At 73.2% G+C, this 21,146-nt stretch carries 21 protein-coding genes; 6 read left to right on the top strand and 15 right to left on the bottom strand.

The window, feature by feature from the left end; genetic code table 11:
* Positions 1-2 precede the first annotated feature (2 nt).
* The 5 genes from FDO69_RS05960 to infC all read right to left on the bottom strand — a co-directional run bounded on the left by FDO69_RS05960 (position 3) and on the right by infC (position 3,602).
* The gene (locus FDO69_RS05960; protein WP_104778689.1) at positions 3-1,154 is read right to left on the bottom strand and encodes a sensor histidine kinase; all 1,152 of its coding nucleotides are present in this window, start codon (positions 1,152-1,154) and stop codon (positions 3-5) included.
* A gap of 53 nt (positions 1,155-1,207) precedes the next feature.
* A complete protein-coding gene (locus FDO69_RS05955; RefSeq protein WP_104778688.1) occupies positions 1,208-2,068 on the bottom strand; it encodes a TrmH family RNA methyltransferase in 861 nt (286 codons plus the stop codon).
* A gap of 87 nt (positions 2,069-2,155) precedes the next feature.
* A complete protein-coding gene (gene rplT / locus FDO69_RS05950) occupies positions 2,156-2,539 on the bottom strand; it encodes a 50S ribosomal protein L20 (protein ID WP_003989074.1) in 384 nt (127 codons plus the stop codon).
* Positions 2,540-2,637: 98 nt separating this feature from the next.
* Entirely contained in the window at positions 2,638-2,832 is a 195-nt protein-coding gene (rpmI, locus tag FDO69_RS05945) for a 50S ribosomal protein L35 (protein WP_003977225.1), read from the bottom strand.
* Positions 2,833-2,939: 107 nt separating this feature from the next.
* The gene (gene infC, locus FDO69_RS05940; RefSeq protein WP_104778904.1) at positions 2,940-3,602 is read right to left on the bottom strand and encodes a translation initiation factor IF-3; all 663 of its coding nucleotides are present in this window, start codon (positions 3,600-3,602) and stop codon (positions 2,940-2,942) included.
* A gap of 395 nt (positions 3,603-3,997) precedes the next feature.
* Here infC and FDO69_RS05935 point away from each other — a divergent pair, with 395 nt between their 5' ends.
* Positions 3,998-4,354, top strand: coding sequence for a DUF1844 domain-containing protein (locus FDO69_RS05935; RefSeq protein WP_104778687.1), 357 nt, complete (start codon positions 3,998-4,000; stop codon positions 4,352-4,354).
* Positions 4,355-4,374: 20 nt separating this feature from the next.
* Here FDO69_RS05935 and FDO69_RS05930 read toward each other — a convergent pair whose 3' ends face one another.
* From FDO69_RS05930 to FDO69_RS41780, 3 genes are read right to left on the bottom strand one after another with little or no spacing between them, the layout of a single operon-like run.
* Positions 4,375-5,103 (bottom strand): SseB family protein, encoded by a 729-nt coding sequence (locus FDO69_RS05930; protein WP_104778686.1) that lies wholly within the window; start codon positions 5,101-5,103, stop codon positions 4,375-4,377.
* 42 nt (positions 5,104-5,145) lie between these two features.
* A complete protein-coding gene (gene mycP, locus FDO69_RS05925; RefSeq protein WP_420878489.1) occupies positions 5,146-6,354 on the bottom strand; it encodes a type VII secretion-associated serine protease mycosin in 1,209 nt (402 codons plus the stop codon).
* A complete protein-coding gene (locus FDO69_RS41780; protein ID WP_234387853.1) occupies positions 6,351-7,706 on the bottom strand; it encodes a hypothetical protein in 1,356 nt (451 codons plus the stop codon). The genes mycP and FDO69_RS41780 overlap by 4 nt, the downstream gene beginning before the upstream one ends.
* Positions 7,707-8,555: 849 nt before the next feature.
* Here FDO69_RS41780 and FDO69_RS05915 point away from each other — a divergent pair.
* Entirely contained in the window at positions 8,556-9,758 is a 1,203-nt protein-coding gene (locus FDO69_RS05915; RefSeq protein ID WP_104778685.1) for an amino acid deaminase/aldolase, read from the top strand.
* Between the two features lie 3 nt (positions 9,759-9,761).
* Here the strand turns inward: FDO69_RS05915 and FDO69_RS05910 are convergent, their stop codons facing one another.
* The 4 genes from FDO69_RS05910 to FDO69_RS05895 are packed head-to-tail and all read right to left on the bottom strand — an operon-like array spanning position 9,762 to position 14,237.
* Positions 9,762-10,661 (bottom strand): DUF2510 domain-containing protein, encoded by a 900-nt coding sequence (locus FDO69_RS05910; RefSeq protein WP_104778901.1) that lies wholly within the window; start codon positions 10,659-10,661, stop codon positions 9,762-9,764.
* A 47-nt stretch (positions 10,662-10,708) separates the two neighbouring features.
* Positions 10,709-11,494 carry a 3-oxoacyl-ACP reductase gene (locus FDO69_RS05905; RefSeq protein ID WP_104778684.1) on the bottom strand — a complete coding sequence of 262 codons (786 nt, stop codon included), beginning with the start codon at positions 11,492-11,494 and terminating at the stop codon, positions 10,709-10,711.
* A complete protein-coding gene (locus tag FDO69_RS05900; protein ID WP_104778683.1) occupies positions 11,491-12,864 on the bottom strand; it encodes an aldehyde dehydrogenase family protein in 1,374 nt (457 codons plus the stop codon). The genes FDO69_RS05905 and FDO69_RS05900 overlap by 4 nt, the downstream gene beginning before the upstream one ends.
* A gap of 8 nt (positions 12,865-12,872) precedes the next feature.
* A complete protein-coding gene (locus FDO69_RS05895) occupies positions 12,873-14,237 on the bottom strand; it encodes a glutamine synthetase family protein (protein WP_104778682.1) in 1,365 nt (454 codons plus the stop codon).
* A gap of 98 nt (positions 14,238-14,335) precedes the next feature.
* Between FDO69_RS05895 and FDO69_RS05890 the strand changes: the two genes are divergently transcribed.
* The 3 genes from FDO69_RS05890 to FDO69_RS05880 all read left to right on the top strand — a co-directional run bounded on the left by FDO69_RS05890 (position 14,336) and on the right by FDO69_RS05880 (position 17,387).
* Positions 14,336-15,073 carry a FadR/GntR family transcriptional regulator gene (locus FDO69_RS05890; RefSeq protein ID WP_104778681.1) on the top strand — a complete coding sequence of 246 codons (738 nt, stop codon included), beginning with the start codon at positions 14,336-14,338 and terminating at the stop codon, positions 15,071-15,073.
* Positions 15,074-15,229: 156 nt separating this feature from the next.
* Complete coding sequence (gene eat, locus FDO69_RS05885; protein WP_104778680.1) at positions 15,230-16,675, top strand: ethanolamine permease; 1,446 nt, start codon at positions 15,230-15,232, stop codon at positions 16,673-16,675.
* Positions 16,676-16,712: 37 nt separating this feature from the next.
* A complete protein-coding gene (locus FDO69_RS05880; protein ID WP_167526537.1) occupies positions 16,713-17,387 on the top strand; it encodes a gamma-glutamyl-gamma-aminobutyrate hydrolase family protein in 675 nt (224 codons plus the stop codon).
* A gap of 383 nt (positions 17,388-17,770) precedes the next feature.
* Here the strand turns inward: FDO69_RS05880 and FDO69_RS05870 are convergent, their stop codons facing one another.
* Positions 17,771-18,700: a LysR family transcriptional regulator gene (locus tag FDO69_RS05870; protein WP_104778678.1), complete on the bottom strand. Its 930-nt coding sequence runs from the start codon at positions 18,698-18,700 to the stop codon at positions 17,771-17,773.
* A 70-nt stretch (positions 18,701-18,770) separates the two neighbouring features.
* Here FDO69_RS05870 and FDO69_RS05865 point away from each other — a divergent pair, with 70 nt between their 5' ends.
* The gene (locus FDO69_RS05865; RefSeq protein ID WP_104778677.1) at positions 18,771-19,922 is read left to right on the top strand and encodes a TDT family transporter; all 1,152 of its coding nucleotides are present in this window, start codon (positions 18,771-18,773) and stop codon (positions 19,920-19,922) included.
* Here FDO69_RS05865 and FDO69_RS05860 read toward each other — a convergent pair.
* Positions 19,834-20,553, bottom strand: a complete 720-nt coding sequence (locus FDO69_RS05860; RefSeq protein WP_104778676.1) for a helical backbone metal receptor — start codon at positions 20,551-20,553, stop codon at positions 19,834-19,836. The two genes, FDO69_RS05865 and FDO69_RS05860, sit on opposite strands and share 89 nt — an antisense overlap.
* Entirely contained in the window at positions 20,550-21,119 is a 570-nt protein-coding gene (locus FDO69_RS05855; RefSeq protein WP_104778675.1) for a helix-turn-helix domain-containing protein, read from the bottom strand. Before FDO69_RS05855 ends, FDO69_RS05860 begins: the two co-directional genes overlap by 4 nt.
* Between the last annotated feature and the right edge of the window lie 27 nt (positions 21,120-21,146).

The raw sequence follows: 21,146 nt of genomic DNA, 5'->3' as shown, positions 1-21,146 counted from the left end.
GCTCAGGCGAGATACGCCGGAGCGCTCACGGGCAACGTAAATCGGAACTCGGCGCCGGCGCCGGGGGCGCGGCCGACCGTGATGGTGCCGCCGTGGGCTTCGACGATGCCCTTGACGATGTAGAGCCCAAGGCCCGTCCCGCCGCGCTTGCTGCCCCGCCAGAAGCGGGTGAAGACGCGGTTCATGGACTCCTCCGGGATGCCGGGCCCCTCGTCGCTCACCGTGACCGACGTAGCTGCGTTCTCGGCGTACTCGCCCTCGCGGAGGGACGCCGTGGCCGTGACGTCGATCGTGACAGTTCCCTCGCCGTGCCGCACGGCATTTTCCAGCAGGTTGCTGAGCACCTGGTCGATCTTGTCCGGGTCGGCCCACAGGTCGGGCAGCGGCTGCTGGACGCGCAGCAGGAAGCGGTCGGCCGGCTGTCCGGCGGCGACGTAGGCCTGGATGTGCCGTCCGACGGCGGCGCCGATGTCGACGGGCTGGCGGCGCACCTCCAGGCGGCCGGAGTCGATGCGGGAGATGTCGAGCAGCTCGGCGATGAGCCGGGTGACCCGGTCGGCGTCGGCGTCGACGGTCTCCAGCATCAGGCGCTTCTGGTCGTCGGTGAAGCGTTCCCACTTGGCGAGCAGCGTGGCGGTGAAGCCCTTGACGGAGGTGAGCGGGGAGCGCAGTTCGTGGGCGACGGTGGCGATCAGCTCTGCGTGGCTGCGCTCGGTGCGACGGCGGGCCTCGGTGTCGCGCAGGGTGACGACCAGGCGCCGGACGGGTCCGGTCGGCCGCGTACGGACGTAGCGCGCGGAGACCAGCACCTCACGGCCGCCGGGCAGGAGCAGATTGCGCTCGGGTTGTCCGACGCGGATGGCGAGGCCGCCGTACGGATCGGTGAGCTGCCACCAGCGCCGGCCCTCCAGGTCCTCTAATGGCAGGGCCTTCTCCAGGCGCTGCCCGAGGGCGTCCCGGGCGCGGACGGCGGTGATGCGCTCGGCGGCCGCGTTGAAGCAGATGACACGGCCCTGCTCGTCGGCGACGACGAGCCCGTCGGGCAGCTGGTCGGGGTCGATGCCGAGGCCGGCGTGGTCACCGGGTGGCCGGGACGCGCCGGGCGGGCTCCCGGCGTCCTGGGCTCCCGGTGCGCTGCTCGTGCCGACGGTCATCCCCGTACCCCACCTCCAAGGCTCGCAGAGGGGTCCCTGAGCTGGTCACCCTACTAGTTCCCGGTGACGGAGCGGCACCCTCCGGAGGCGCGCTGTGCACGCGCCGACGCATAGAGACATACGGCGGCGGCCGTGGCGAGGTTCAGGCTCTCGGCCTTCCCGTGGATCGGAACGCGCACGACGGCGTCCGTGAGGGCGCGGGTCTCCTCCGGCAGGCCCCAGGCCTCGTTGCCGAAGACCCAGGCGGTGGGCCCGCCCATGGTGCCCTTGTCGAGCTCGTCGTCGAGATCGCGGTCGCCCGCCCCGTCGGCGGCCAGGACCCGGACACCGGCGTCCCGCAGCGCGTCGACGGCCTGCTCCACGGGTACGCCGACGGCGACCGGCAGGTGGAACAGGGAGCCGACGGAGGCGCGGACGGCTTTGGGGTTGTACACGTCGACGGAGGCGTCGGTCAGGACGACGGCCTCGGCGCCGGCGGCGTCGGCGCAGCGCAGCACGGTCCCGGCGTTGCCGGGGTCGCGGACGTTGGCGAGGAGGGCGACGAGCCGGGGCCGTGCCGCGAGGACGTCCTCGAAGGGCGTGTCCAGGAAGCGGCAGACACCGACGAGCCCCTGCGGGGTGACGGTGGTGGAGATGTCGGCGATGACCTGCTCGGCGGCGAGGTGCACCCGGGCTCCGGCGTCCCGGGCCGCCCCGACGATGTCGGCGTAGCGCTCGGCGGCCTCGAGCGTGGCGAACACCTCCACGAGTGTCGACGCGTCCCCGGCCCGGTGCCCGGCGGCTTCCCGCACGGCCTGCGGTCCCTCCGCGAGGAACAGCCGGTCCTTCCCCCGGAAGTTCCGCTTGGCCAGCCGCCGCGCGGCCAGGACGCGGGGAGAGCGGGGGGAGATGAGCTCGGGGGTGGCGGGAGGCATCCGGTTCGCTTTCTCGGTAGCTGCACAGCAGGACCCGCAGACCGTCCGGCCTGCGGGTCCTTCAGTCACATCGGCTCGGAGCCGGCGTCACGCAGCCTTCGGCGCGTTCACGTCGCTCGGCAGCGCCTTCTGGGCGACCTCGACGAGGGCGGCGAACGCACCGGCGTCGTTGACGGCCAGCTCGGCCAGGATCTTGCGGTCGACCTCGACGTTGGCGGCCTTCAGACCCTGGATGAAGCGGTTGTAGGTCATGCCGTTGGCGCGGGCAGCGGCGTTGATGCGCTGGATCCACAGCTGACGGAAGTCGCCCTTGCGCTTCTTGCGGTCGTTGTAGTTGTAGACCAGCGAGTGGGTGACCTGCTCCTTGGCCTTGCGGTACAGGCGCGAGCGCTGACCGCGGTAGCCGGAGGCCTGCTCGAGGATCGCCCGGCGCTTCTTGTGGGCGTTGACTGCCCGCTTGACGCGTGCCACTTGTTAACTCCTTGTAGCGGGGTCGTGGGGGTGCTCACACGACCCGAAATCGATTGGGTCCCGGTCTGACGTGCGTCCGGCGCTCGCGCGCCCGGACGTCACTTGCCGAGAAGCTTCTTGATCTTCGCGGCGTCGCCCGGGGCCATCTCGGCGTTGCCGGTGAGGCGACGCGTCACGCGGGACGACTTGTGCTCGAGCAGGTGGCGCTTGCCGGCGCGCTCGCGCAGCACCTTGCCGGAGCCGGTGATCTTGAAGCGCTTGCTGGCACCGCTGTGCGACTTGTTCTTCGGCATAGCGCCGTACTCTCCTCGTCGGTGGCGCTCCGGTGCCCGGTCGTGAAACCGGGCACGGTGAAGCGTCGTCTTGTATCGGTTGCTTCCTGGGACTGGCGTCCCGGGAGTCACGCCTCGGCGGGTTCCTCAGCGGGCGCCTCGGTGGGCTCCTCGGCCATCGCCTCGGCCTCCGCGGCGTTCTGCGACTTGCCGGGGTTGGCCTTCGCGTCCGCCTTGCGGGCTTCCTGCGCCTGGCGAGCCTCGGCCATCGCCTCGGTCTTCTTCTTGTGCGGACCGAGGACCATGATCATGTTGCGGCCGTCCTGCTTCGGGTTCGACTCCACGAACCCGAGGTCGGCCACGTCCTCCGCGAGACGCTGCAGCAGCCGGTAGCCCAGCTCGGGCCGGGACTGCTCGCGACCACGGAACATGATCGTGATCTTGACCTTGTCGCCCTGCTTGAGGAACCGGACGACGTGACCCTTTTTGGTGTCATAGTCGTGCGGGTCGATCTTCGGCCGGAGCTTCATCTCCTTGATGACCGTGTGCGCCTGGTTCTTGCGCGCCTCACGGGCCTTCATGGCCGACTCGTACTTGAACTTCCCGTAGTCCATGAGCTTGCACACAGGCGGACGGGCGGTAGCCGCCACCTCGACCAGGTCCAGGTCGTACTCCTGCGCAAGCTCCAGTGCCTTGGCCAGGGGGACGATGCCCACCTGCTCGCCACTGGGACCGACAAGTCGCACCTCTGGAACGCGAATCCGGTCGTTGATGCGGGGCTCGGCGCTGATGGATCCTCCTCGGTAGCACCACGCGACGGTCTGGCGGACGGCCGCGTAACGTCTTTTATCGATAGACCTAACCGCGCCGAAGCAATAAAAATGCCCCGGACGATCCCAGGCGGGGCTCCTCGAACTACCGGAGCACCGCCGCGGGGGGCCGCGGGGCACGCTTTCGGACGGATCGCCGCCGCTGGGACGGGACCGCCTGACCGGTGACCCGCCGCCCTGAGGGTGATCGGGTGGGAGTTCGATAGCCTCCACTTGTGGGTCGAACGCGCGGGCTGTGAGGCACACGTGTCCGACCGGTCGTTACACGAGATTACCAGCAATGGCCAGGGACGGCCAATCCGGGCGTACCGGGGTCACGTGGGGTTCGCCCGCTCCCTGCGCCTATCGTGTGGGGCATGAGTGACACCCCTCCTGAGTCCCCCGACTTCGACGCCATGGCCCGTGACATCGCCGAGGTCCCCGCGGTCGAGGTGATCGTGACGGTCGCCGTCAACCTGATGAGCGCCGCCGCCGTGAAGCTCGGTCTGACCGAGGAGGGCGAGAAGCACAAGGACCTGGACGAGGCCCGCAAGCTGGTGCACGCCCTGGCCGGTCTGCTGGACGCCACCGCGACCGAGATCAGCTCCTTCCACGCGGCTCCCCTGCGGGACGGCCTGAAGTCGCTGCAGCTGGCGTTCCGCGAGGCCTCGCTCGTCCCGGACGAGCCGGGCCAGGGGCCGGGCGAAAAGTACACCGGCCCGGTCTACGGCTAGAACGTGTCCTGACCCGTACCTCAGCGCACGAACAGGGGCTCGCCGGGTGGCGTCGCCTCGGCCGGCAGCAGTGCCAGGTCGAGACCGCGCACCAGGCGGGCCCTCAGCGTCTCGTCGGCCGCGAGCCGCCGGGCGACCGCCCGGGCGGCTTCGGCCGGAACCGCGGACGGGTCGAGGACCAGGGCGAGGGTGCCGTCGGCCTGCCCGGGGCCGAGGTGGGCCCGCACGACGGCGGGCTCGGCGGCGACGGCGTCCCGTACGGCCCCGACGACGGCCGGGTCGGCGAGCGGGTCGGTGCTCGCGCGGCCCTCGGCGAGGGCGAGCAGGGCGGGGCCGGTCAGCTCGAAGGTCACCGGTCCGGCCATGTCGAGCACGACCGTGTCCGCCTTCTCGTGGGCGGCGGCCTGCAGGGCCTGGTGCAGCGGTACGGCGACGGGGCGGGCCTGCGGGTCCCAGCGGGCGAGGGAGTCCGTTGAGGTGAAGGCGGGCAGGGCGGTGCGGTTTCCGGCCTTGAGGGTGGGAACGGCCATGTCGCTGGTCTTCTCGCGGCGCAGCCCGTTCTCGTCCTCCTCGACCTCGCCGAGGATCGCCACGACGGGCACGAGCAGCCGGGCGCCCTTGAGGGCGGCGAGGACCGGGCCCACCGCGCTCCGGTCCTCGGCCCAGGCGGCGAGTGCCGCGCTCAGCCGGGGGTCGGCGGAGCCGTCGTCGTCGGAGAAGCCGGAGTCCGGGATGTTCTTGTTCGCCACGCGTCGACCCTATCCGCCGGGCGCTGCGCTCCCGGCAGCGCCTCAGAAGTCCTCGCGGCTCCTGCGGCCGCCGCGCCACAGGACGACCGCCGCGACCAGCAGGACGCCACCGGCGCCGCCCGCGAGGGGGGCGGCCCAGGCGGCGGTGCCGTCGCCCGAGGCGTCCTCGTCCGGTCCGCTGCCGAAGTACTTCGCGCCGTGGGACGCGGACTGCAGGTCCTCGGGCTTGAGCCGGCCGGCCGCCTTGATGGCGGCCGCCGGGTCGATGAACCCGTAGCCACGGGAGTCGTCCCGGCCGCCGGTGGGGGCGTTGCGGGCGGTGTCCTCCAGGAGCGACTTGATCTGGGCCGGGGTCAGGCCGGGGTGGGCCGCCTTGACCAGGGCGGCGGCGCCGGAGACGAAGGCGGCGGCGGCGCTGGTGCCCCAGCCCTCGTAGTACTTGTGGTCGGGGTCGGCGATGACGACGTCGACGCCCGGGGCACTGACGGTGGCGTACCAGCGGCGGGTGGAGAACGAAGCGCGGGTTCCCGCGCGGTCGACGGCGGTGGCGGCGATGACGCCCGGGTAGGCGGCCGGGTAGGAGATGTGGTCGCCCTTCTCGCCGCCGTTGCCCGCGGAGGCGACGACGACCACGCCTTTGCCCAGGGCGTACTGGACGGCCTGGTCCTCGGCGGGTTCGGGGTGCGCGGAGGCGGAGTCGTCGCCGAGGGAGAGGTTGATGACGTCGGCGCCGTGGTCGGCGGCCCACCGGATGCCCTCGGCGAGGGCGTTGCCGCGGGTGCTGCGGGCTTTGGCCCGGGAGGGGTCGCCGTCCTCCAGGATCACGCGGACGGGGAGGATCTTCGCCTCGGGGGCGATGCCGATGACGCCGTCGGCGCCGCCCGGGCCGTGCCCGTGGCCGGCGATGATTCCGGCCATGGCGGTGCCGTGCCGGGCCCAGGCGCGGTCGCCGGGCTCGGCGCCGAAGCGGACCAGGTCCTTGCCGGGCAGGACGTTGCCGGCCAGGTCGGGGTGGTCGGCCTCGACACCGGTGTCCAGGACGGCGACGGTGATCCCCCGGCCCTTCGTGGTCTGCCAGGCCTCTTCGGTGTGCATGGCCTCCAGGGCCCACTGCTGGGCGCGGATGCCGTCGGCGTGGGCGGTGGCGGCGGGGAGGAGGACGAGGCCGACGGTGAGCAGGGCGCCGAGGGCGGCGGCCTTGCGGGACGGCCTGCGCGGGTGCTTTCCGGCCGGGGCGTGCACGGCGGTCACGACGGTTGCTCCGAGGTCGAGCGGACGTCTTTGCGGAGGTCGCGTTCGACGCGGTCGGCGAGGCCCTGCGCCTCGTTGCCGAGGCCGGCCTGGGCGGCCGCGGTGGTGGCGTCGGCCTCCATGGCGTCCCCCGCGGGCTGCGGGTCGTCGACGGTGCGGCCGTCGGCCCAGCCGGAGACGGCATAGACGACGACGGGGGCCTCGGTCAGCACGGAGACGGTCCAGGAAGCGCGCTGCCGGGCGCCGAAGCCGGCGGCGGGCGTGCCCTGCGCGGCGTACGGCAGGGGCATCAGGTCGCTGCGGCGGTCCAGGCGTTCCTTGCGGAAACGGTTCGCGAGGGCGGTCATACCGGGGGCGTCGGCCGTGGTGAAGAGCAGGCCGACGGTGGTCACGTAGCTCTCGGTGGCGTCGGTGTAGGTGGCGCGCAGGAGGCGCTCGCAGCCGACGGGGGCGAGGGCTTGGCGCAGCAGCGGGTCGAAGGCGTCCTTGCAGCCGCTGTCGGGGGCGACGGCTATCCGGGTCCAGGTGCGGTCCGCTCCGCCGGGGCCGGCGCCCCGGCCCTGCACGGTGGGCGGGAACAGCTGGTCGACCGGGACGCTGTGCCAGAGGTTCTGGGCCGCGGCGAAGGTGCTGGGCGAGCCCTCGTCGCCGGAGCCTCCGACGAGCCAGCTGCCGGTGACGGCTCCCGAGATGAGCCCCAGCCCGAGCACGAGGCAGGCGGCGGCCGCGGCGGCCCGGGACGCTCCGCGCCGGCCGAGCGGCCGGGGCCGTGCGTCGCCGTCGTAGCCCTCGGGCTCACCGAAGGAGACCACGGGGCGCGTGGCGCTCCAGGAGAGCGCGGGGTCGGGAGAGACGGGGATGGTGTTGCGGGGTGGCGGTGCGGAGGGGGCGGGCCGCCGGGTGGGCGCCGGGGGCACACGCAGGTCCCGCCCGGCGCCGGTGCCGGCCGGTATCGGCGGCTCGTGTGCGGGGCGGCCGGCGTGGGTGCCGGTTCCGGCCGGTATCGGCGGCTCGTGTGCGGGGCGCGGTGGGGTGGTGGGGCGCGCGGACCCGGGGCGGGTCGCCGTGGTGGTGTGCGCGGCAGGGCTGCCGAAGGGCCCGGCGGGCTCGTCCGGTGCCGGGTCCGCGGGGACGGGGCGCAGGCGTGCGGTCGTCTCGGACGCGTGGTCGCCGGGGGCGCCGGGACGGCGGGGCGGGGGCAGGCGGAACGGCCGGCCGCTCGACTCCGGAGCCGCGCCGCCCGCGGCGTCGGTACGGCCGGACGCGGAGAGACGGAAGGGCCGGCCGGAGGACTGCGACGAGGCCCCGTCCCGGGTGCCCGAACCCGCTGCCCGGCCGGAGGACTGCGACATGTTCCCGTCCTGGGTGCCCGGACTCGCTGCCCGGCCGGAGGACTGCGACGAGGCCCCGTCCCGGGTGCCCGGACTCACTGCCCGGCCGGAGGACTGCGACATGGTCCCGTCCTGGGTGCCCCAACTCCCTCCCCCGCCGGAGGAGTCCTGCGTGGGGAGGTGACGCCGGCGCGACGGGGGCTGAGGTGCTCCGGATTCGGGGCGTGCCTCGCGGCCGACGCTGGGCGGCTCGTCCGGGAAGCGCGTGGAGGCGCGAGGCGGGGGCGGTGAGGCGGAACCGGTGCGCTGGGGGGCGGTGGCGCCGAGGACCGGGGCACCGAGGCTCGGGAAGCGAGGGCCGCCCCCGTCGGACGGTTTCGGCCCTGCCCCGCTCCCGGGAGCGGTGGCTTCCGGTCCCGCGGCGGGATCGGAGGACGTGCCCGGGGTCTCCCGCTCGCCCTTCGGCGAACCCTTCGGCCGATCCTGCGGTGCATCCGTCAGCGTGTTTGTCGCCGGGTCCTGCGGCGCGGCCGGCGGGTGTGACGGGCGGGGCGGGGCCGTGGGGCGTGTGGGGAAAGAGGCGCGTTGCGCTTCCGTGCTCATGCACCCCCCGTTTCCGCATGCCCGGGCCGCTCGTCTCGCGCGGGCCGGTGTCGTCCTGCCCGAGCCCGGCACACAGTCGTCCCGGGCACACCTACACGTACGGAGGGAGCGTCATCCCGGCGCGGATCCCCGGCCGGCGTCGTCCGCCGTACGTGCGCGTCACTCTACGGCTTGTTCCTGGGCGAACGGGAACCAGTCCGCGAGGCCGGGGCATCTGCCCGGAACGTCCCCCTACCCTGCGGTAATCCAGTCTGGCAGGCTGCGTCCATGACTGCGCGCGCCGCCGACCGGGCCCGTTACGACCGGGCCACCGCCCATCTCGACGCCCCTCTCGCGATCGTGGACCTGGAGGCCTTCGACGCCAACGCCGCCGACCTGGTGCGCCGCGCCGGAGGCAAACCCGTCCGGGTCGCCAGCAAGTCCGTGCGCTGCCGGGCCCTGCTGGAACGCGTCCTGGCCCGGGACGGTTTCGCCGGGATCATGTCGTTCACCCTGGCCGAGTCGCTGTGGCTGGCCCGGTCGGGGTTCGACGACGTGCTGCTCGCCTATCCGTCCGCCGACCGTGCCGCCTACGCCGAACTCGCGGGGGATCCCAAGCTCGCCGCCGCCGTGACCGTCATGGTCGACGATGTCGCCCAGCTGGATCTGATCGACGCCTCCCGGGGTGGCGGGCGTGAAGTGGTGCGGGTGTGCCTGGAGTTGGACACCTCGTTGAAGCTGCTCGGCGGACGGGTGCGGGTCGGGGCCCGGCGTTCGCCGCTGCACTCCCCCGCCGAGGTCGCCGAGGTGGCGCGGGCGGTGGCCCGGCGGCCCGGCTTCGAGGTCGTGGGGATCATGGCCTACGAGGGGCATGTCGCCGGTGTCGGTGACGCGGTGAAAGGGCGACCGCTGCGGTCCCGCGCCGTCCGGTTGATGCAGGCCGCCGCCAAGCGTGAACTGGCCGAGCGGCGTGCGGAGGTGGTGCGCGCGGTGCGGGCCGTCGTGCCGGGACTGGAGTTCGTCAACGGCGGGGGTACCGGCTCGGTGCAGCACACGGCGGCCGAGGAGGCGGTGACCGAGATCGCCGCCGGATCGGGTCTGTACGTGCCGCGCCTGTTCGACAACTACACGTCGTTCAGCGGCCGTCCGTCGGCCCTCTTCGCCCAGCCCGTCGTACGGCGGCCCGGCGTGGGTGTCGTGACGGTCCTGGGCGGTGGGTATCCGGCCTCGGGTGCGGCCGGTGCCGACCGGTCGCCGGTGCCGTATCTGCCCGAGGGGCTGCGCTACGACCCGCAGGAGGGCGCCGGTGAGGTGCAGACTCCGCTGCTGGGCTCGCCCGCCGACGATCTGCTGATCGGCGACAAGGTGTGGTTCCGGCACGCGAAGGCCGGTGAGCTGTGCGAGCGGTTCGACCGGCTGCACCTGATCGAGGGCGACACGGTGACCGCGACCGTGCCCACCTACCGCGGCGAGGGTCACACGTTCCTGTAGGCGTCAGCCGGCCGGTTCGATGCTGCTGCCCACGCCGCCGCCCGTGTCCGCGTCACCGAAGGGGCGGATGCCCCGGGTGATGCGGTCCAGGTCGGTGAGCGGCGGACCGTCCTCGCCGGCGTCGAAGACGTACCGGACGAGGACCGGCGACTCGGTGCCGACGCTGGAGGGGAAGACCAGCGACTGGACGTATCCGCCGGGCCCCTTGGCGGTCGTGACGCGCCAGCGCACCAGGTACCCGGCGCGGCCCGCCACCGCGACCGGCCCTGACTTGACGACCCGGTGCGACTTCATGCCGCCGTGGAGCTCGCGGCCGAGGCTGTCGCGGTCATAGGCCTCGTCGGCCGCCTCGGAGATGTCGGCCTTGGCGAGGACCTCGGGGGACTTCTCGTCGTTCTCGGTCACCGTGCGGGAGAAGACCATGCCGTGGCGGCACAGGCCCACGCCGCCGGGGCAGTCGTAGGTGCCGTCGGTCGTCATGACGACATCGTCCTGGGCGACGTACTGCGGGCGGACCCAGCCGTCGAGCAGCGGGAACGTGATGCCGTTGAGCTGGTCCTCGACGAGCGCGGGGTCGTCGGCGGACGGCTCCGACGTGGACGACTCGGGGGTGGGCTCCGGCGGGTCGGCCGTGGCACGGGGTGCGGACGAGGGCGCCGTCCGGCTCTCCGTGCCGGAGCCGTCGCCCCCGCTGAGGGCGACGGCTCCGGTGACGATCGCCGCGAGCAGGACGGCTCCGACGGCGGTCAGGGCGACCGCCTTCGTCCGGCCTGTGCCGTCGCCCGGCGGCGGGGCGGCGAGGGCCTCGGGCGGGCGGCGGTGTTCGGTCCAGGCCGTGCCGTCCCACCAGCGCTGCTGGTGCGGGGCGTGCGGGTCGGGATACCAGCCGGGCGGCGGCGTCATGCTCATCCCGGCACTGTAGGGCGAGATCCCGGCCCCCCGGTCAGGCCTTACACGGGTGTGACGTACGCCCCCGCGATCCCGCCGTCGACCAGGAAGTCGGTGGCGTTCACGAAGGAGGAGTCGTCGCTGGCCAGGAAGGCGACCGCGGCGGCGATCTCCTCGGCCTCGGCGAACCGGCCCAGCGGGATGTGCACCAGGCGGCGCGCGGCCCGCTCCGGGTCCTTGGCGAACAGCTCCTGCAGGAGGGGGGTGTTGACCGGGCCGGGGCACAGGGCGTTCACGCGGATGCCCTCGCGGGCGAACTGCACGCCCAGTTCGCGGGACATGGCGAGGACGCCGCCCTTGGAGGCGGTGTAGGAGATCTGGGAGGTGGCCGCGCCCATCCGGGCGACGAAGGACGCGGTGTTGATGATCGAGCCCCGGCCCTGGCGCCGCATGTAGGGGATGGCGGCCTTGCAGCACAGGTAGACGGAGGTGAGGTTGACCTCCTGGACGCGCTTCCAGGCCTCCAGGCCGGTCTCCAGGATGGAGTCGTCGTCGGGCGGGGAGATGCCGGCGTTGTTGAAGGCGATGTCGACGCTGCCGTAGGTGTCGTAGGCGGTCTTGAAGAGGGCCTCGACCTGCTCGGGGTCGGTCACGTCGACCTTCACGAAGGTGCCGCCGACCTCCTCGGCGGCGGCCTTGCCACGGGCGTCGTCCACGTCGCCGCAGACGACGTGGGCGCCCTCGGAGGCGAGACGGCGGGCGGCGGCGAGGCCGATGCCGCTGCCGGCTCCCGTGACGACGGCGGTACGGCCGACCAGGCGGCGGCAGATGTTCTCCTGGGCAGTCACTGTGCAGGGCCCTCCGTGCTGATGAAGACGTTCTTGGTTTCGGTGAAGGCGGCCAGGGCGTCGGGGCCGAGCTCGCGCCCGACGCCGGACTGCTTGTAGCCGCCGAACGGGGTCCAGTAGCGGACGCTGGCGTGGGAGTTGACCGACAGGTTGCCGGCGCGGACGGCCTGGGAGACGCGCAGGGCGCGGCCGACGTCGCGGGTCCAGATGGAGCCGGAGAGGCCGTAGGGGGTGTCGTTGGCCAGCCGGATCGCGTCCTGCTCGTCGGTGAAGGGCAGCAGGACGGCCACGGGGCCGAAGATCTCCTCGCAGGCGGCCGCCGAGTCGGGGCTCTCCCCGGTGAGGACGGTCGGCGGGAACCAGAAGCCGGGACCCTCGGGGGCGCTGCCGCGCAGGGCCGGGGCGTCGTCGGGCACGAAGGCGCGGACGCGGTCGAGCTGCTGCCGGGAGATCAGCGGGCCCATCTGGGTCTTCTCGTCGGCCGGGTCGCCCACCACCACGGCGGACAGCGCCTCGGCGAGCAGCTCGCGGACCTCGTCGTACACGGACTCCTGCACCAGCACGCGGGTGCGGGCGCAGCAGTCCTGGCCGGAGTTGTCGAGGAAGGAGAAGGGGTCGACGGCCGTCTTGAGGTCGGCGTCGGCGAAGACGACGTTGGGGCTCTTGCCGCCGAGTTCGAGGGTGACGGGCTTGACCTGTTCGGCGCCGAGGGCCGCGACGCGGGTCCCGGTCCGGGTGGAGCCCGTGAAGACGATCTTGGCGACTCCGGGGTGCCGGACCAGGGCGTCGCCCGTGATGTCGCCGCGCCCCGGCAGAACCTGGAAGAGGTGCTCCGGAAGCCCGGCCTCCAGGGCGAGTTGGGCCAGGCGCAGGGCGGTGAGCGGGGTGGTCTCGGCGGGCTTGAGGATGACGGCGTTGCCGGCCGCGAGGGCGGGGGCGGCACCCCAGGCGGCGATCGGCATGGGGAAGTTCCAGGGCGCGATCACGCCGACGACGCCGAGCGGTTCGAGGATCGTGACGTTCAGGCCGCCGGGCACCGGGATCTGACGGCCGGTGAGCCGCTCCACTCCCCCGGCCGCGTAGTCCAGCAGGTCCCGGACGTTGCCGGCCTCCCAGCGGGCGTTGCCGATGAGGTGGCCGGCCTCGCGGACCTCCAGGCGGGCCAGCTCCTCCAGGTGCTCGTCGACGGTGGCCGCGAAACGGCGCAGCAGCCGGGCACGGTCCGCGGGGGCCAGGGCGGCCCAGATCCGCTGGGCCCTGGCGGCGTGGGTGACGGCCGCGTCGACGTCCGCCGGGCTCGCCCCGGCGACGGCGGCGACGACCTCCTCGGTCGCGGGGTTCAGTACTTCCAGAAGGTGCTCGGAAGACACAAGGGACCTCACATGCGTTCGAAGGAGCGGCGCAGCTCCCAGTCGGTCACCGCGGCGTCGTAGGCGTCCAGTTCGACGCGCGCCATGTTGCGGTAGTGCGCGACGACCTCGTCGCCGAAGGCGGCCTTGGCGATGGGGCTGTTCTCCCAGAGTTCGGCGGCCTCGCGCAGGGTGGTGGGGACGTGGTCCAGGTCGGCGGCGTAGGCGTTGCCGGGACAGGGTTCGGGCAGCTCCAGTTTCTGCTCGATGCCGTGCAGTCCGGCCGCGACGAGTCCGGCGACGGCGAGGTAGGGGTTGACGTCGCCGCCGGGCAGGCGATTCTCGAAGCGCAGGGAACGGCCGTGGCCGACGACCCTGAGCGCGCAGGTGCGGTTGTCCTGGCCCCAGGCGACGGCGGTCGGGGCGAAGGAGCCGGGCTGGAACCGCTTGTAGGAGTTGATGTTGGGGGCGTAGAGGAGGGAGAAGTCGCGCAGGGCGGCGAGCTGGCCGGCGAGGAAGTGGCGCATGACCTCGGACATGCCGCCTTCGAGGGCACCGGCCATGGCGTTGGTGCCGTCGGCGTCGGCGAGCGAGAGGTGGATGTGGCAGGAGTTGCCCTCGCGCTCGTTGTACTTGGCCATGAAGGTGATCGACATGCCCTCCTGGGCGGCGATCTCCTTGGCGCCGGTCTTGTAGACGGAGTGCTGGTCGCAGGTGATCAGGGCCTCGTCGTAGCGGAAGGCGATCTCGTGCTGGCCGGGGTTGCACTCGCCCTTGGCGGACTCGACGGTGAGACCGGCGCCGGCCATCTCGTTGCGGATGCGGCGCAGCAGGGGCTCGATGCGGCCGGTGCCGAGGACCGAGTAGTCGATGTTGTACTGGTTGGCCGGGGTCAGGCCCTTGTAGCCGGCGTCCCAGGCCTGTTCGTAGGTGTCCTTGAAGACGATGAACTCCAGCTCGGTGCCGACCTGGGCGGTGTAGCCGAGTTCGGCCAGGCGCTCCAGCTGGCGGCGCAGGATCTGGCGGGGGGCGGCGACGACCGGGGAGCCGTCGCTCCAGGCGAGGTCGGCGTGGAGCATGGCCGTGCCCGCGTTCCAGGGGACGCGGCGCAGAGTGGTGAGGTCGGGGTGCATGGCGAAGTCGCCGTAGCCGCGGTCCCAGGAGGACATCGCGTAGCCGTCGACCGTGTTCATCTCGGTGTCGACGGCGAGCAGGTAGTTGCAGCCCTCGGTGCCGTGCTGGAGGACCTCGTCGAGGAAGAAGCGTGCGGCGAACCGCTTGCCCTGGAGCCGCCCTTGCATGTCGGGGAAGGCCAGGACGACAGTGTCGATCTCACCGCCGGCGACGAGGGTGTGCAGTTCCTCGACGCTCAGCGGGGGTGTGCGGTCTGCCACGGGAAGGCCTCCTAGGCTCCTTGGATCCGCTGCCTTGGATCCGCCGGGAGCCATAAGGTATTGCGGAGAACCATTTCTTGGGAAGGGGGTACGGCCACATGCCGGAGGAAGCTGGGGGCGGCGAGGTGCGGGACGGGCTGACGCCGGTGCTGCGGCCGGTGCGCGCGGGCAACGGCTTCGAGGAGGCGCTGGAGCAGATCCTCCAGGTCGTACGGCTGGGTCTGGTGCCGGGGGGCGAGCGGCTGCCGGCCGAGCGGGAGCTGGCGGAGCGGCTGGGGATCAGCCGGGTAACGCTGCGTGAGGTACTGAAGGTGCTCCAGGACCAGGGCCTGGTCGAGTCGCGGCGCGGCCGTTACGGCGGGACGTTCGTGCTGCCGCGCGCCGACGCGGTCGGCGAGGACGAGCTGCGGCGACGGGTCGCCGAGGTGGACATCGAGGACGTGCTGCGGTTCCGGGAGGTGCTGGAGGTGGGCGCGGCGGGGTTGTGCGCGGCGCACGGGCTGGAGGAGAAGCAGGCGGACCGGCTGCGCGAGGCGCTGGGGCGCACGCACGACGCGCCGCTCTCCGAGTACCGGCGCCTGGACACGCTGCTGCACCTCACGATCGCCGAGCTTTCCGGCTCCCCCACGCTCACCGCGCAGTACGCGGCCGTCCGTGCGACGGTCAACGACCTGCTCGACTGCATCCCGCTGCTGGTGCGCAACCTGGAGCACTCCCAGCGGCAGCACACCGCCCTGGTGGAGGCGGTGATCGAGGGCGAGGCCGACCAGGCGCGGGAGATCATGCGCGAGCACTGCGGGGGCACGGCGGCGCTGTTGCGGGGCTTCCTCGGCTGAGCCGGGCGGCGGTGTCGTCGCCTGGTGAGGATTTACGGGCGATTAACGCACGGGTCTTGCCATCCTCGGTTCGGCACCGCAAAGGTATGGCTCCATTCCATTGAGTCGGAGCCCGCTCGATCCCCTGACCGCCGCCGCCCCGTCGGGAGTCTGCCCATGTCCCAGGAACCCACCGTCACACCCGCCGCCCCGGAGGGCGACGACTATCTGGAGCGCAGAGCACTGCGCCGCGGCAGCGCCGGCTGGGTGCTGCTGACCGGCCTCGGCGTCGCCTACGTCGTCTCCGGCGACTACTCGGGCTGGAACTTCGGCCTGGCCGAGGGCGGCTTCGGTGGCCTGGCGATCGCCATGGTGCTCATGGGCGCGATGTACGCGTGCATGGTCTTCGCCCTCGCCGAGCTGTCCTCGATCCTGCCCACGGCGGGCGGCGGCTACGGCTTCGCCCGGCGGGCACTCGGCCCCTGGGGCGGCTTCCTGACCGGCACGGCGATCCTGATCGAGTACGTCCTCGCGCCCGCCGCCATCGTCATCTTCATCGGCGACTACGTCGAGTCGCTCGGCCTGTTCGGCCTGGAGTCCGGCTGGCCGGTGTACCTGGTCTGCTTCGTGATCTTCCTCGGCATTCACCTGTGGGGCGTGGGCGAGGCGCTGCGCTTCAGCTTCGTCGTCACCGGCATCGCCGTGGTGGCCCTGATCGTGTTCGCGCTGGCGGCGCTGCCCGACTTCTCCCTCGCGTCGCTGGACGACATCCCGGTCGACGCCTCCGCCGCGGGGTCGAGCTCCTGGCTGCCGTTCGGCCTGCTGGGCATCTGGGCGGCGTTCCCCTTCGGCATGTGGTTCTTCCTCGGCGTCGAGGGCGTGCCGCTGGCCGCGGAGGAGACGAAGGACCCCGCCCGTACGCTGCCGAAGGCCATCCGCTGGTCGATGGGCATCCTGGTGGTGCTGGCGGTGGTCACGTTCTTCGCGGCTGCCGGGGCACGCGGTTCCGCCGCGATCCAGGAGGCGGGCAACCCGCTGGTCGAGGCGCTCCAGCCGAACGGCAAGGCGACCACCCTGAGCCGGATCGTCAACTACGCGGGCCTCGCAGGCCTGGTGGCGTCCTTCTTCTCCCTGATCTACGCGGGCTCGCGCCAGCTGTTCGCCCTGTCACGCGCGGGCTATCTGCCCCGCTTCCTGTCGCTCACCAGCCGCCGCAAGGCGCCGTACCTGGGGCTGCTGGTGCCCGGCACGATCGGCTTCCTGCTGGCGGCGGTGTCCGGCAACGGCGCGCGGATGCTGAACATCGCCGTCTTCGGGGCGACCATCTCCTACGCGCTGATGTCCCTGTCGCACATCGTCCTGCGCCGCAGGGAGCCGGAGCTGGAACGGCCGTACCGCACGCCGGGCGGGGTGCTGACGTCGTCGGTCGCCCTGGTGCTGGCGTGCGCCGCGCTGGTGGCGACGTTCCTGGTGGACGTGACGGCGGCGCTGATCGCCCTGCTGGTGTACGCCGTGGCCGTCGCCTACTTCGGCCTGTACAGCCGCAGGCACCTGGTGGCGAAGGCGCCGGAGGAGGAGTTCGCGGCGCTGGCGGCCGCCGAGGCAGAGTTGGCAAGGGACTGAGTGGTCGAAGCGTGAGGGAGTTGTCGTGACCAGGCCGTTGATCGGTGTCAGCACCTACCTGGAGTCGGGTGCGCGCTGGGGCGTGTGGGAGCTGGAGGCCGCGCTGCTGCCGGTCGGCTACCCGCGCCTGGTGCAGCGGGCGGGCGGGCTGGCCGCGATGCTGCCGCCGGACGACCCCCGGCACGCCGCGGCCGCCGTGGCCCGGCTGGACGGACTGGTCATCGCGGGCGGTCCGGATGTGGAGCCGGTGCGGTACGGGGCCGAGCGCGAGCCGCGGACGGGCCCGCCGGCGCCGGAGCGGGACGCGTGGGAGCTGGCGCTGATCGAGGCCGCGCTGGCGGCGGGGCTGCCACTGCTGGGGATCTGCCGTGGCATGCAGCTGCTGAACGTCGCTCTCGGCGGGACGCTGCTGCAGCACATCGAGGGGCACGCGGAGGTCGTGGGCGTCTTCGGCGGGCATGCGGTGAAGCCGGTGCCGGGGAGTCTGTACGCCGGTGTGGTGCCCGAGGAGACGTTCGTCCCGACGTACCACCACCAGGCCGTGGACCGCCTGGGTGAGGGCCTGGTCCCGTCGGCGTACGCGACGGACGGCACGGTGGAGGCGCTGGAACTGCCGTCGGCCGACTGGGTGCTGGGGGTGCAGTGGCATCCGGAGATGGGGGAGGACGTGCGGGTGATGGGGGCGTTGGTGGAGGCGGCTTCCGGCGGTTGACCTTCCGGAGGCCTTCGGTCCCATGCCCCACGAGCCGGGCTTCCTGACCGACTGAGTCGGGTGGCCCCCACGAGCCGGGCTTCCCGACCGACTGAGTCGGGTGGCCCCCGCGAGCCGGGCTTCCTGACCGACTGAGTCGGGTGGCCCCCGGGAGCCGGGCTTCCTGACTGACTGAGTCGGGTGGTGGGTGAGCCCGGGCCGGGGGTCCAGGGGCCGGAGCCCCTGACCGCACGCCACGATCCGGGCATCGGCGGAGAAGTCCAGCAGCACCGCCGTCGCGAACAGCTCGGCGTGCGGGTCGCCCGCGGAGTCCACCGCCAGCCTCCGGTCGAGCCGGGCCGCCACCGTCTCCGGGTCCGGCTGGCCCTGGTCACGGCGCGCCGCTATCCCCGCGTCAGCGACAGCAGGTCCCGTGCCGGCCCGGTAGGGCGATGCCCCGTCGGCCATACCGCTCTCAGGTCCCGCGTCAGGGCGACCCCCTCCACCGGCACCGGCACCAGCCGTCGCATCGACAGCTCCTCCCCCACCGCCAGTTCGCTCAGCACCGCCGGGCCCGCACCGCTCACCGCCGCCGCCTTGACCGCCGTCGTCGACGACAACTCGATCAGCGGCCGGGCCAGCCCGCCCAGCGCCGCGTCCAGCACCTGCCGCGTCCCCGACCCCTTCTCGCGGAGGATCAACGGCGTCGACGCCAGCTCCCCCGCCGCCAGCGACCGGCGCCGCCGGGCCCACGCGTGCCCCGGCGCGGTCACCACTATCAGCCGGTCATGGGCGATCACCGCGGAGTCGAGTCCGGCCGGCACCGACAGCCCCTCCACGAACCCCAGATCCGCCTCGTCCGCGAGCAGTCGCTCCGCCACCACCGTCGAGTTCCCCGCGTGCAGCGACACCGCCGTGTCGGGCCGCTGCGCGCGCAGCGCGAGCAGCCAGCCGGGCAGCAGATACTCCGCGATCGTCATGCTCGCGGCCACCCGCAGCCGGGAGTCGCGGCGGACGCGCAGCGCCTGCACCCCCACGTCGAACGCCTCCGCCGCCGCCACGATCCGCCGCGCCCAGTCCGTCACCAGGGCTCCGGCGTCCGTGAGCCGGGACCCGCGGGGCGACCGGTCGACCAGCGCCACGCCGAGCTGCCGTTCCATCGACCGGATGCGGCTGCTGGCCGCGGGCTGGGTGATGCCGAGCTCCCGCGCCGCACCGCCGAGGCTGCCGAGCCGCGCCACCGCCAGCAGCAGCTCCAGGGCGCCCAGATCCGGTACCCGGTGCGCCAGGGGCCCGGTGACCGCCGGCCCGGCCTGCTCATCCGCGTTGCTCATAAACCCAGCTTATGTCGCCATAGAGGCATGGTCCCTGGTGGTGCGCGGTGCCCGGAACCATCGTGGAGCCATGGTCACCGCAGCCCAGCCCCTCGTGTACCCGCTCTCCGTCCGTCATCTCGGACCCAACTGGTACGCCACCGTGATGGGCACCGCCGTCGTCGCCACCGCCGGGGCCGCCCTCGCGCCACAGGTACCGGGGCTGCGCGGGGTGCTCACCGGGGTGTGGGCCCTCTCCCTGGTCCTGCTCCTGGCACTGCTCACAGGCCGGGCCGTGCACTGGGCACGGCACCGGGACCAGACCCGCGCCCACCTCCTCGACCCGGCGACGGCACCCTTCTACGGCTGCCTCGCCATGGCCCTGCTGGCCGTGGGCGGCGGCGCCCTCACCGTCGGCCGGGACTGGATCGGCCTGCGGGCGGCCGTCACGCTCGACGCGGTGCTGTTCACCGCGGGCACCCTGACCGGTCTCACCGCGGCCGTCGCGGTGCCGTATCTGATGGCCGTACGCCATCGCGTCGAGCCGGAACGGGCCACGCCGGTCTGGCTGCTGCCGGTCGTCGCGCCCATGGTGTCGGCCGCCGTCGGACCGCAGCTGGTGCCGCACCTGCCGCCCGGTCAGCCCCGAAAGACGCTGCTCCTCGTCTGCTTCGCGCTGTTCGGGCTCAGTCTGCTCGCGACCCTGCTCATGCTGCCCCTGGTCTTCGCCCGGACGCTCACCGGCGGGCCGCTGCCCCTCGCCCTCACCCCGACCCTGTTCCTGGTGCTCGGCCCGCTCGGGCAGTCCACCACGGCCGTCGGCGCCTTCGCGGACGTCGCGCCCGGGGTCGTACCGGAGCCGTACAGCGCGGGGTTCGGGGTGCTCGCCGTGCTCTACGGCGTGCCCGTGATGGGGTTCGCACTGCTGTGGGCCTGCCTGGCCGCCGCCCATGTGCTGCGCGCCCGGCGGCACGGGATGCGGTTCTCGATGACCTGGTGGTCGTTCACCTTCCCGGTCGGGACCTGTGTCACGGGCGCCGAGGCGCTGGGCCGGCACACCGGGCTCGCCGCCTACGCGGGTCCGGCGGTGCTGCTGTACGCGGTGCTGGTCGCGGCGTGGGGGACGGCCGTGGCCGGCACCCTGCGCGCGCTGCTCAGGGGCGAGCTGCTCGCAGTGCCCGCTCCAGCACCCGCGGCGCCTCGGCCAGTGACGGTCCGTACCACGTCAGGTGCCGTCCGCTGACGAGCGCGCAGGGCAGGCCGGGGAAGGCCTCGGGGCCGTCGTCCGCGGTGAAACGGTACGGCTCGTCCGGCAACACCACCACGTCGGGTGCCGCGGCGCGGAGTTCCTCCAGCGGGACGCGCGGGTAGCGGTCCGGGTGCGTCGCGTGCACGTGGTCCACGCCGAGGCGGGCGAGGACGTCCCCCGCGAAGGTGTCGCGGCCGAGGACCATCCACGGGCGACGCCAGATCGGCACGACGGCCGTCAGCCGCGTCCCGGGCTCCGGCAGGGCCGCCCAGGTCTGCTCCGCGTCGTCCAGCCAGCGCGGGCGGGACGTCACTCCGCAGGCGTCCAGCACCCGGGCCAGTTCCCGGAAGGCCTGCGGCACGTCGCGGATCTCCGTCACCAGGACGCCGACGCCCGCCGCACGCAGGGCCGCCAGGTCGGGTGCGCGGTTCTCCTCCTCGTTGGCGATCACGAGATCGGGGGCGAGGGAGAGGATCCGGTCGGTCTTCGGGTTCTTGGTGCCGCCGACGCGTACGACGTCCAGGTCCGGGGGGTGTGTGCACCAGTCGGTCGCGCCGGCCAGGGTTCCCGGCGCGGACCGGACCACGGCCTCGGTCAGCGAGGGGACCAGCGAGACGACCCTCACCGGCGTGGCCGGTCCCGGACCGCCTCGATGTGCTCCGCCACGGCCACGACGATCACGCGGGTGTCCGACTCCGCCGCCCGCCAGCGATGCCGTACACCGCCGGTCAGGTACAGCGTGTCGCCACGGCCCAGGCGGTAGGCGCGGCCTTCCGCCTCGATCTCCACCGCGCCGTCGGCGACGTACATCAACTGGTCGTTGCGGTACTGGAATTCACGGCCGGCGTCATGGTCGCCGGTGAACTCGGAGGCGTGCATCTGGTGGTGGCCGCGGACCAGGGAGCGGGACCGGGGCAGGGCTTGCGGCTCGGTGCCGTCGCCTCGGACGACGTCCACGCTGCACGCGGGGTCGGCCGCGGCGAGGAGCTCCACGGCGGTGGTGCGCAGGGCGTCGGCGACCTTCTCCAGGGAGCTGGTGCTGGGCCGCGCCCGGTCGTTCTCGATCTGGCTCAGGAAGGGGACCGACAGACCGCTGCGCGCGGCCACGACGGCGAGGGTGAGCTCCAGGGCGCGGCGCCGCCGGCGCACGGCCGCGCCCACCCGGAGGTGTTGCTCTTTGTGGTCGCCCATCGCTCCGGCTCCCTCCTTCGCCCGTCG

Origin of the sequence: Streptomyces tibetensis (assembly GCF_007655005.1) — a bacterium.
Lineage (GTDB): Bacteria > Actinomycetota > Actinomycetes > Streptomycetales > Streptomycetaceae > Streptomyces > Streptomyces tibetensis.
This window is presented reverse-complemented; position numbering and strand designations above follow the sequence as displayed.

Excerpts from the sequence above, each read along its gene's own strand:
- FDO69_RS05960 (WP_104778689.1), bottom strand. The coding sequence starts at position 1,154 with ATGACCGTCGGCACGAGCAGCGCACCGGGAGCCCAGGACGCCGGGAGC.
- FDO69_RS05955 (WP_104778688.1), bottom strand. The coding sequence starts at position 2,068 with ATGCCTCCCGCCACCCCCGAGCTCATCTCCCCCCGCTCTCCCCGCGTC.
- rpmI (WP_003977225.1), bottom strand. The coding sequence starts at position 2,832 with ATGCCGAAGAACAAGTCGCACAGCGGTGCCAGCAAGCGCTTCAAGATC.
- FDO69_RS05935 (WP_104778687.1), top strand. The coding sequence starts at position 3,998 with ATGAGTGACACCCCTCCTGAGTCCCCCGACTTCGACGCCATGGCCCGT.
- FDO69_RS41780 (WP_234387853.1), bottom strand. The coding sequence starts at position 7,706 with ATGTCGCAGTCCTCCGGCCGGGCAGCGGGTTCGGGCACCCGGGACGGG.
- FDO69_RS05915 (WP_104778685.1), top strand. The coding sequence starts at position 8,556 with ATGACTGCGCGCGCCGCCGACCGGGCCCGTTACGACCGGGCCACCGCC.
- FDO69_RS05910 (WP_104778901.1), bottom strand. The coding sequence starts at position 10,661 with ATGACGCCGCCGCCCGGCTGGTATCCCGACCCGCACGCCCCGCACCAG.
- FDO69_RS05890 (WP_104778681.1), top strand. The coding sequence starts at position 14,336 with ATGCCGGAGGAAGCTGGGGGCGGCGAGGTGCGGGACGGGCTGACGCCG.
- eat (WP_104778680.1), top strand. The coding sequence starts at position 15,230 with ATGTCCCAGGAACCCACCGTCACACCCGCCGCCCCGGAGGGCGACGAC.
- FDO69_RS05870 (WP_104778678.1), bottom strand. The coding sequence starts at position 18,700 with ATGAGCAACGCGGATGAGCAGGCCGGGCCGGCGGTCACCGGGCCCCTG.
- FDO69_RS05865 (WP_104778677.1), top strand. The coding sequence starts at position 18,771 with ATGGTCACCGCAGCCCAGCCCCTCGTGTACCCGCTCTCCGTCCGTCAT.
- FDO69_RS05855 (WP_104778675.1), bottom strand. The coding sequence starts at position 21,119 with ATGGGCGACCACAAAGAGCAACACCTCCGGGTGGGCGCGGCCGTGCGC.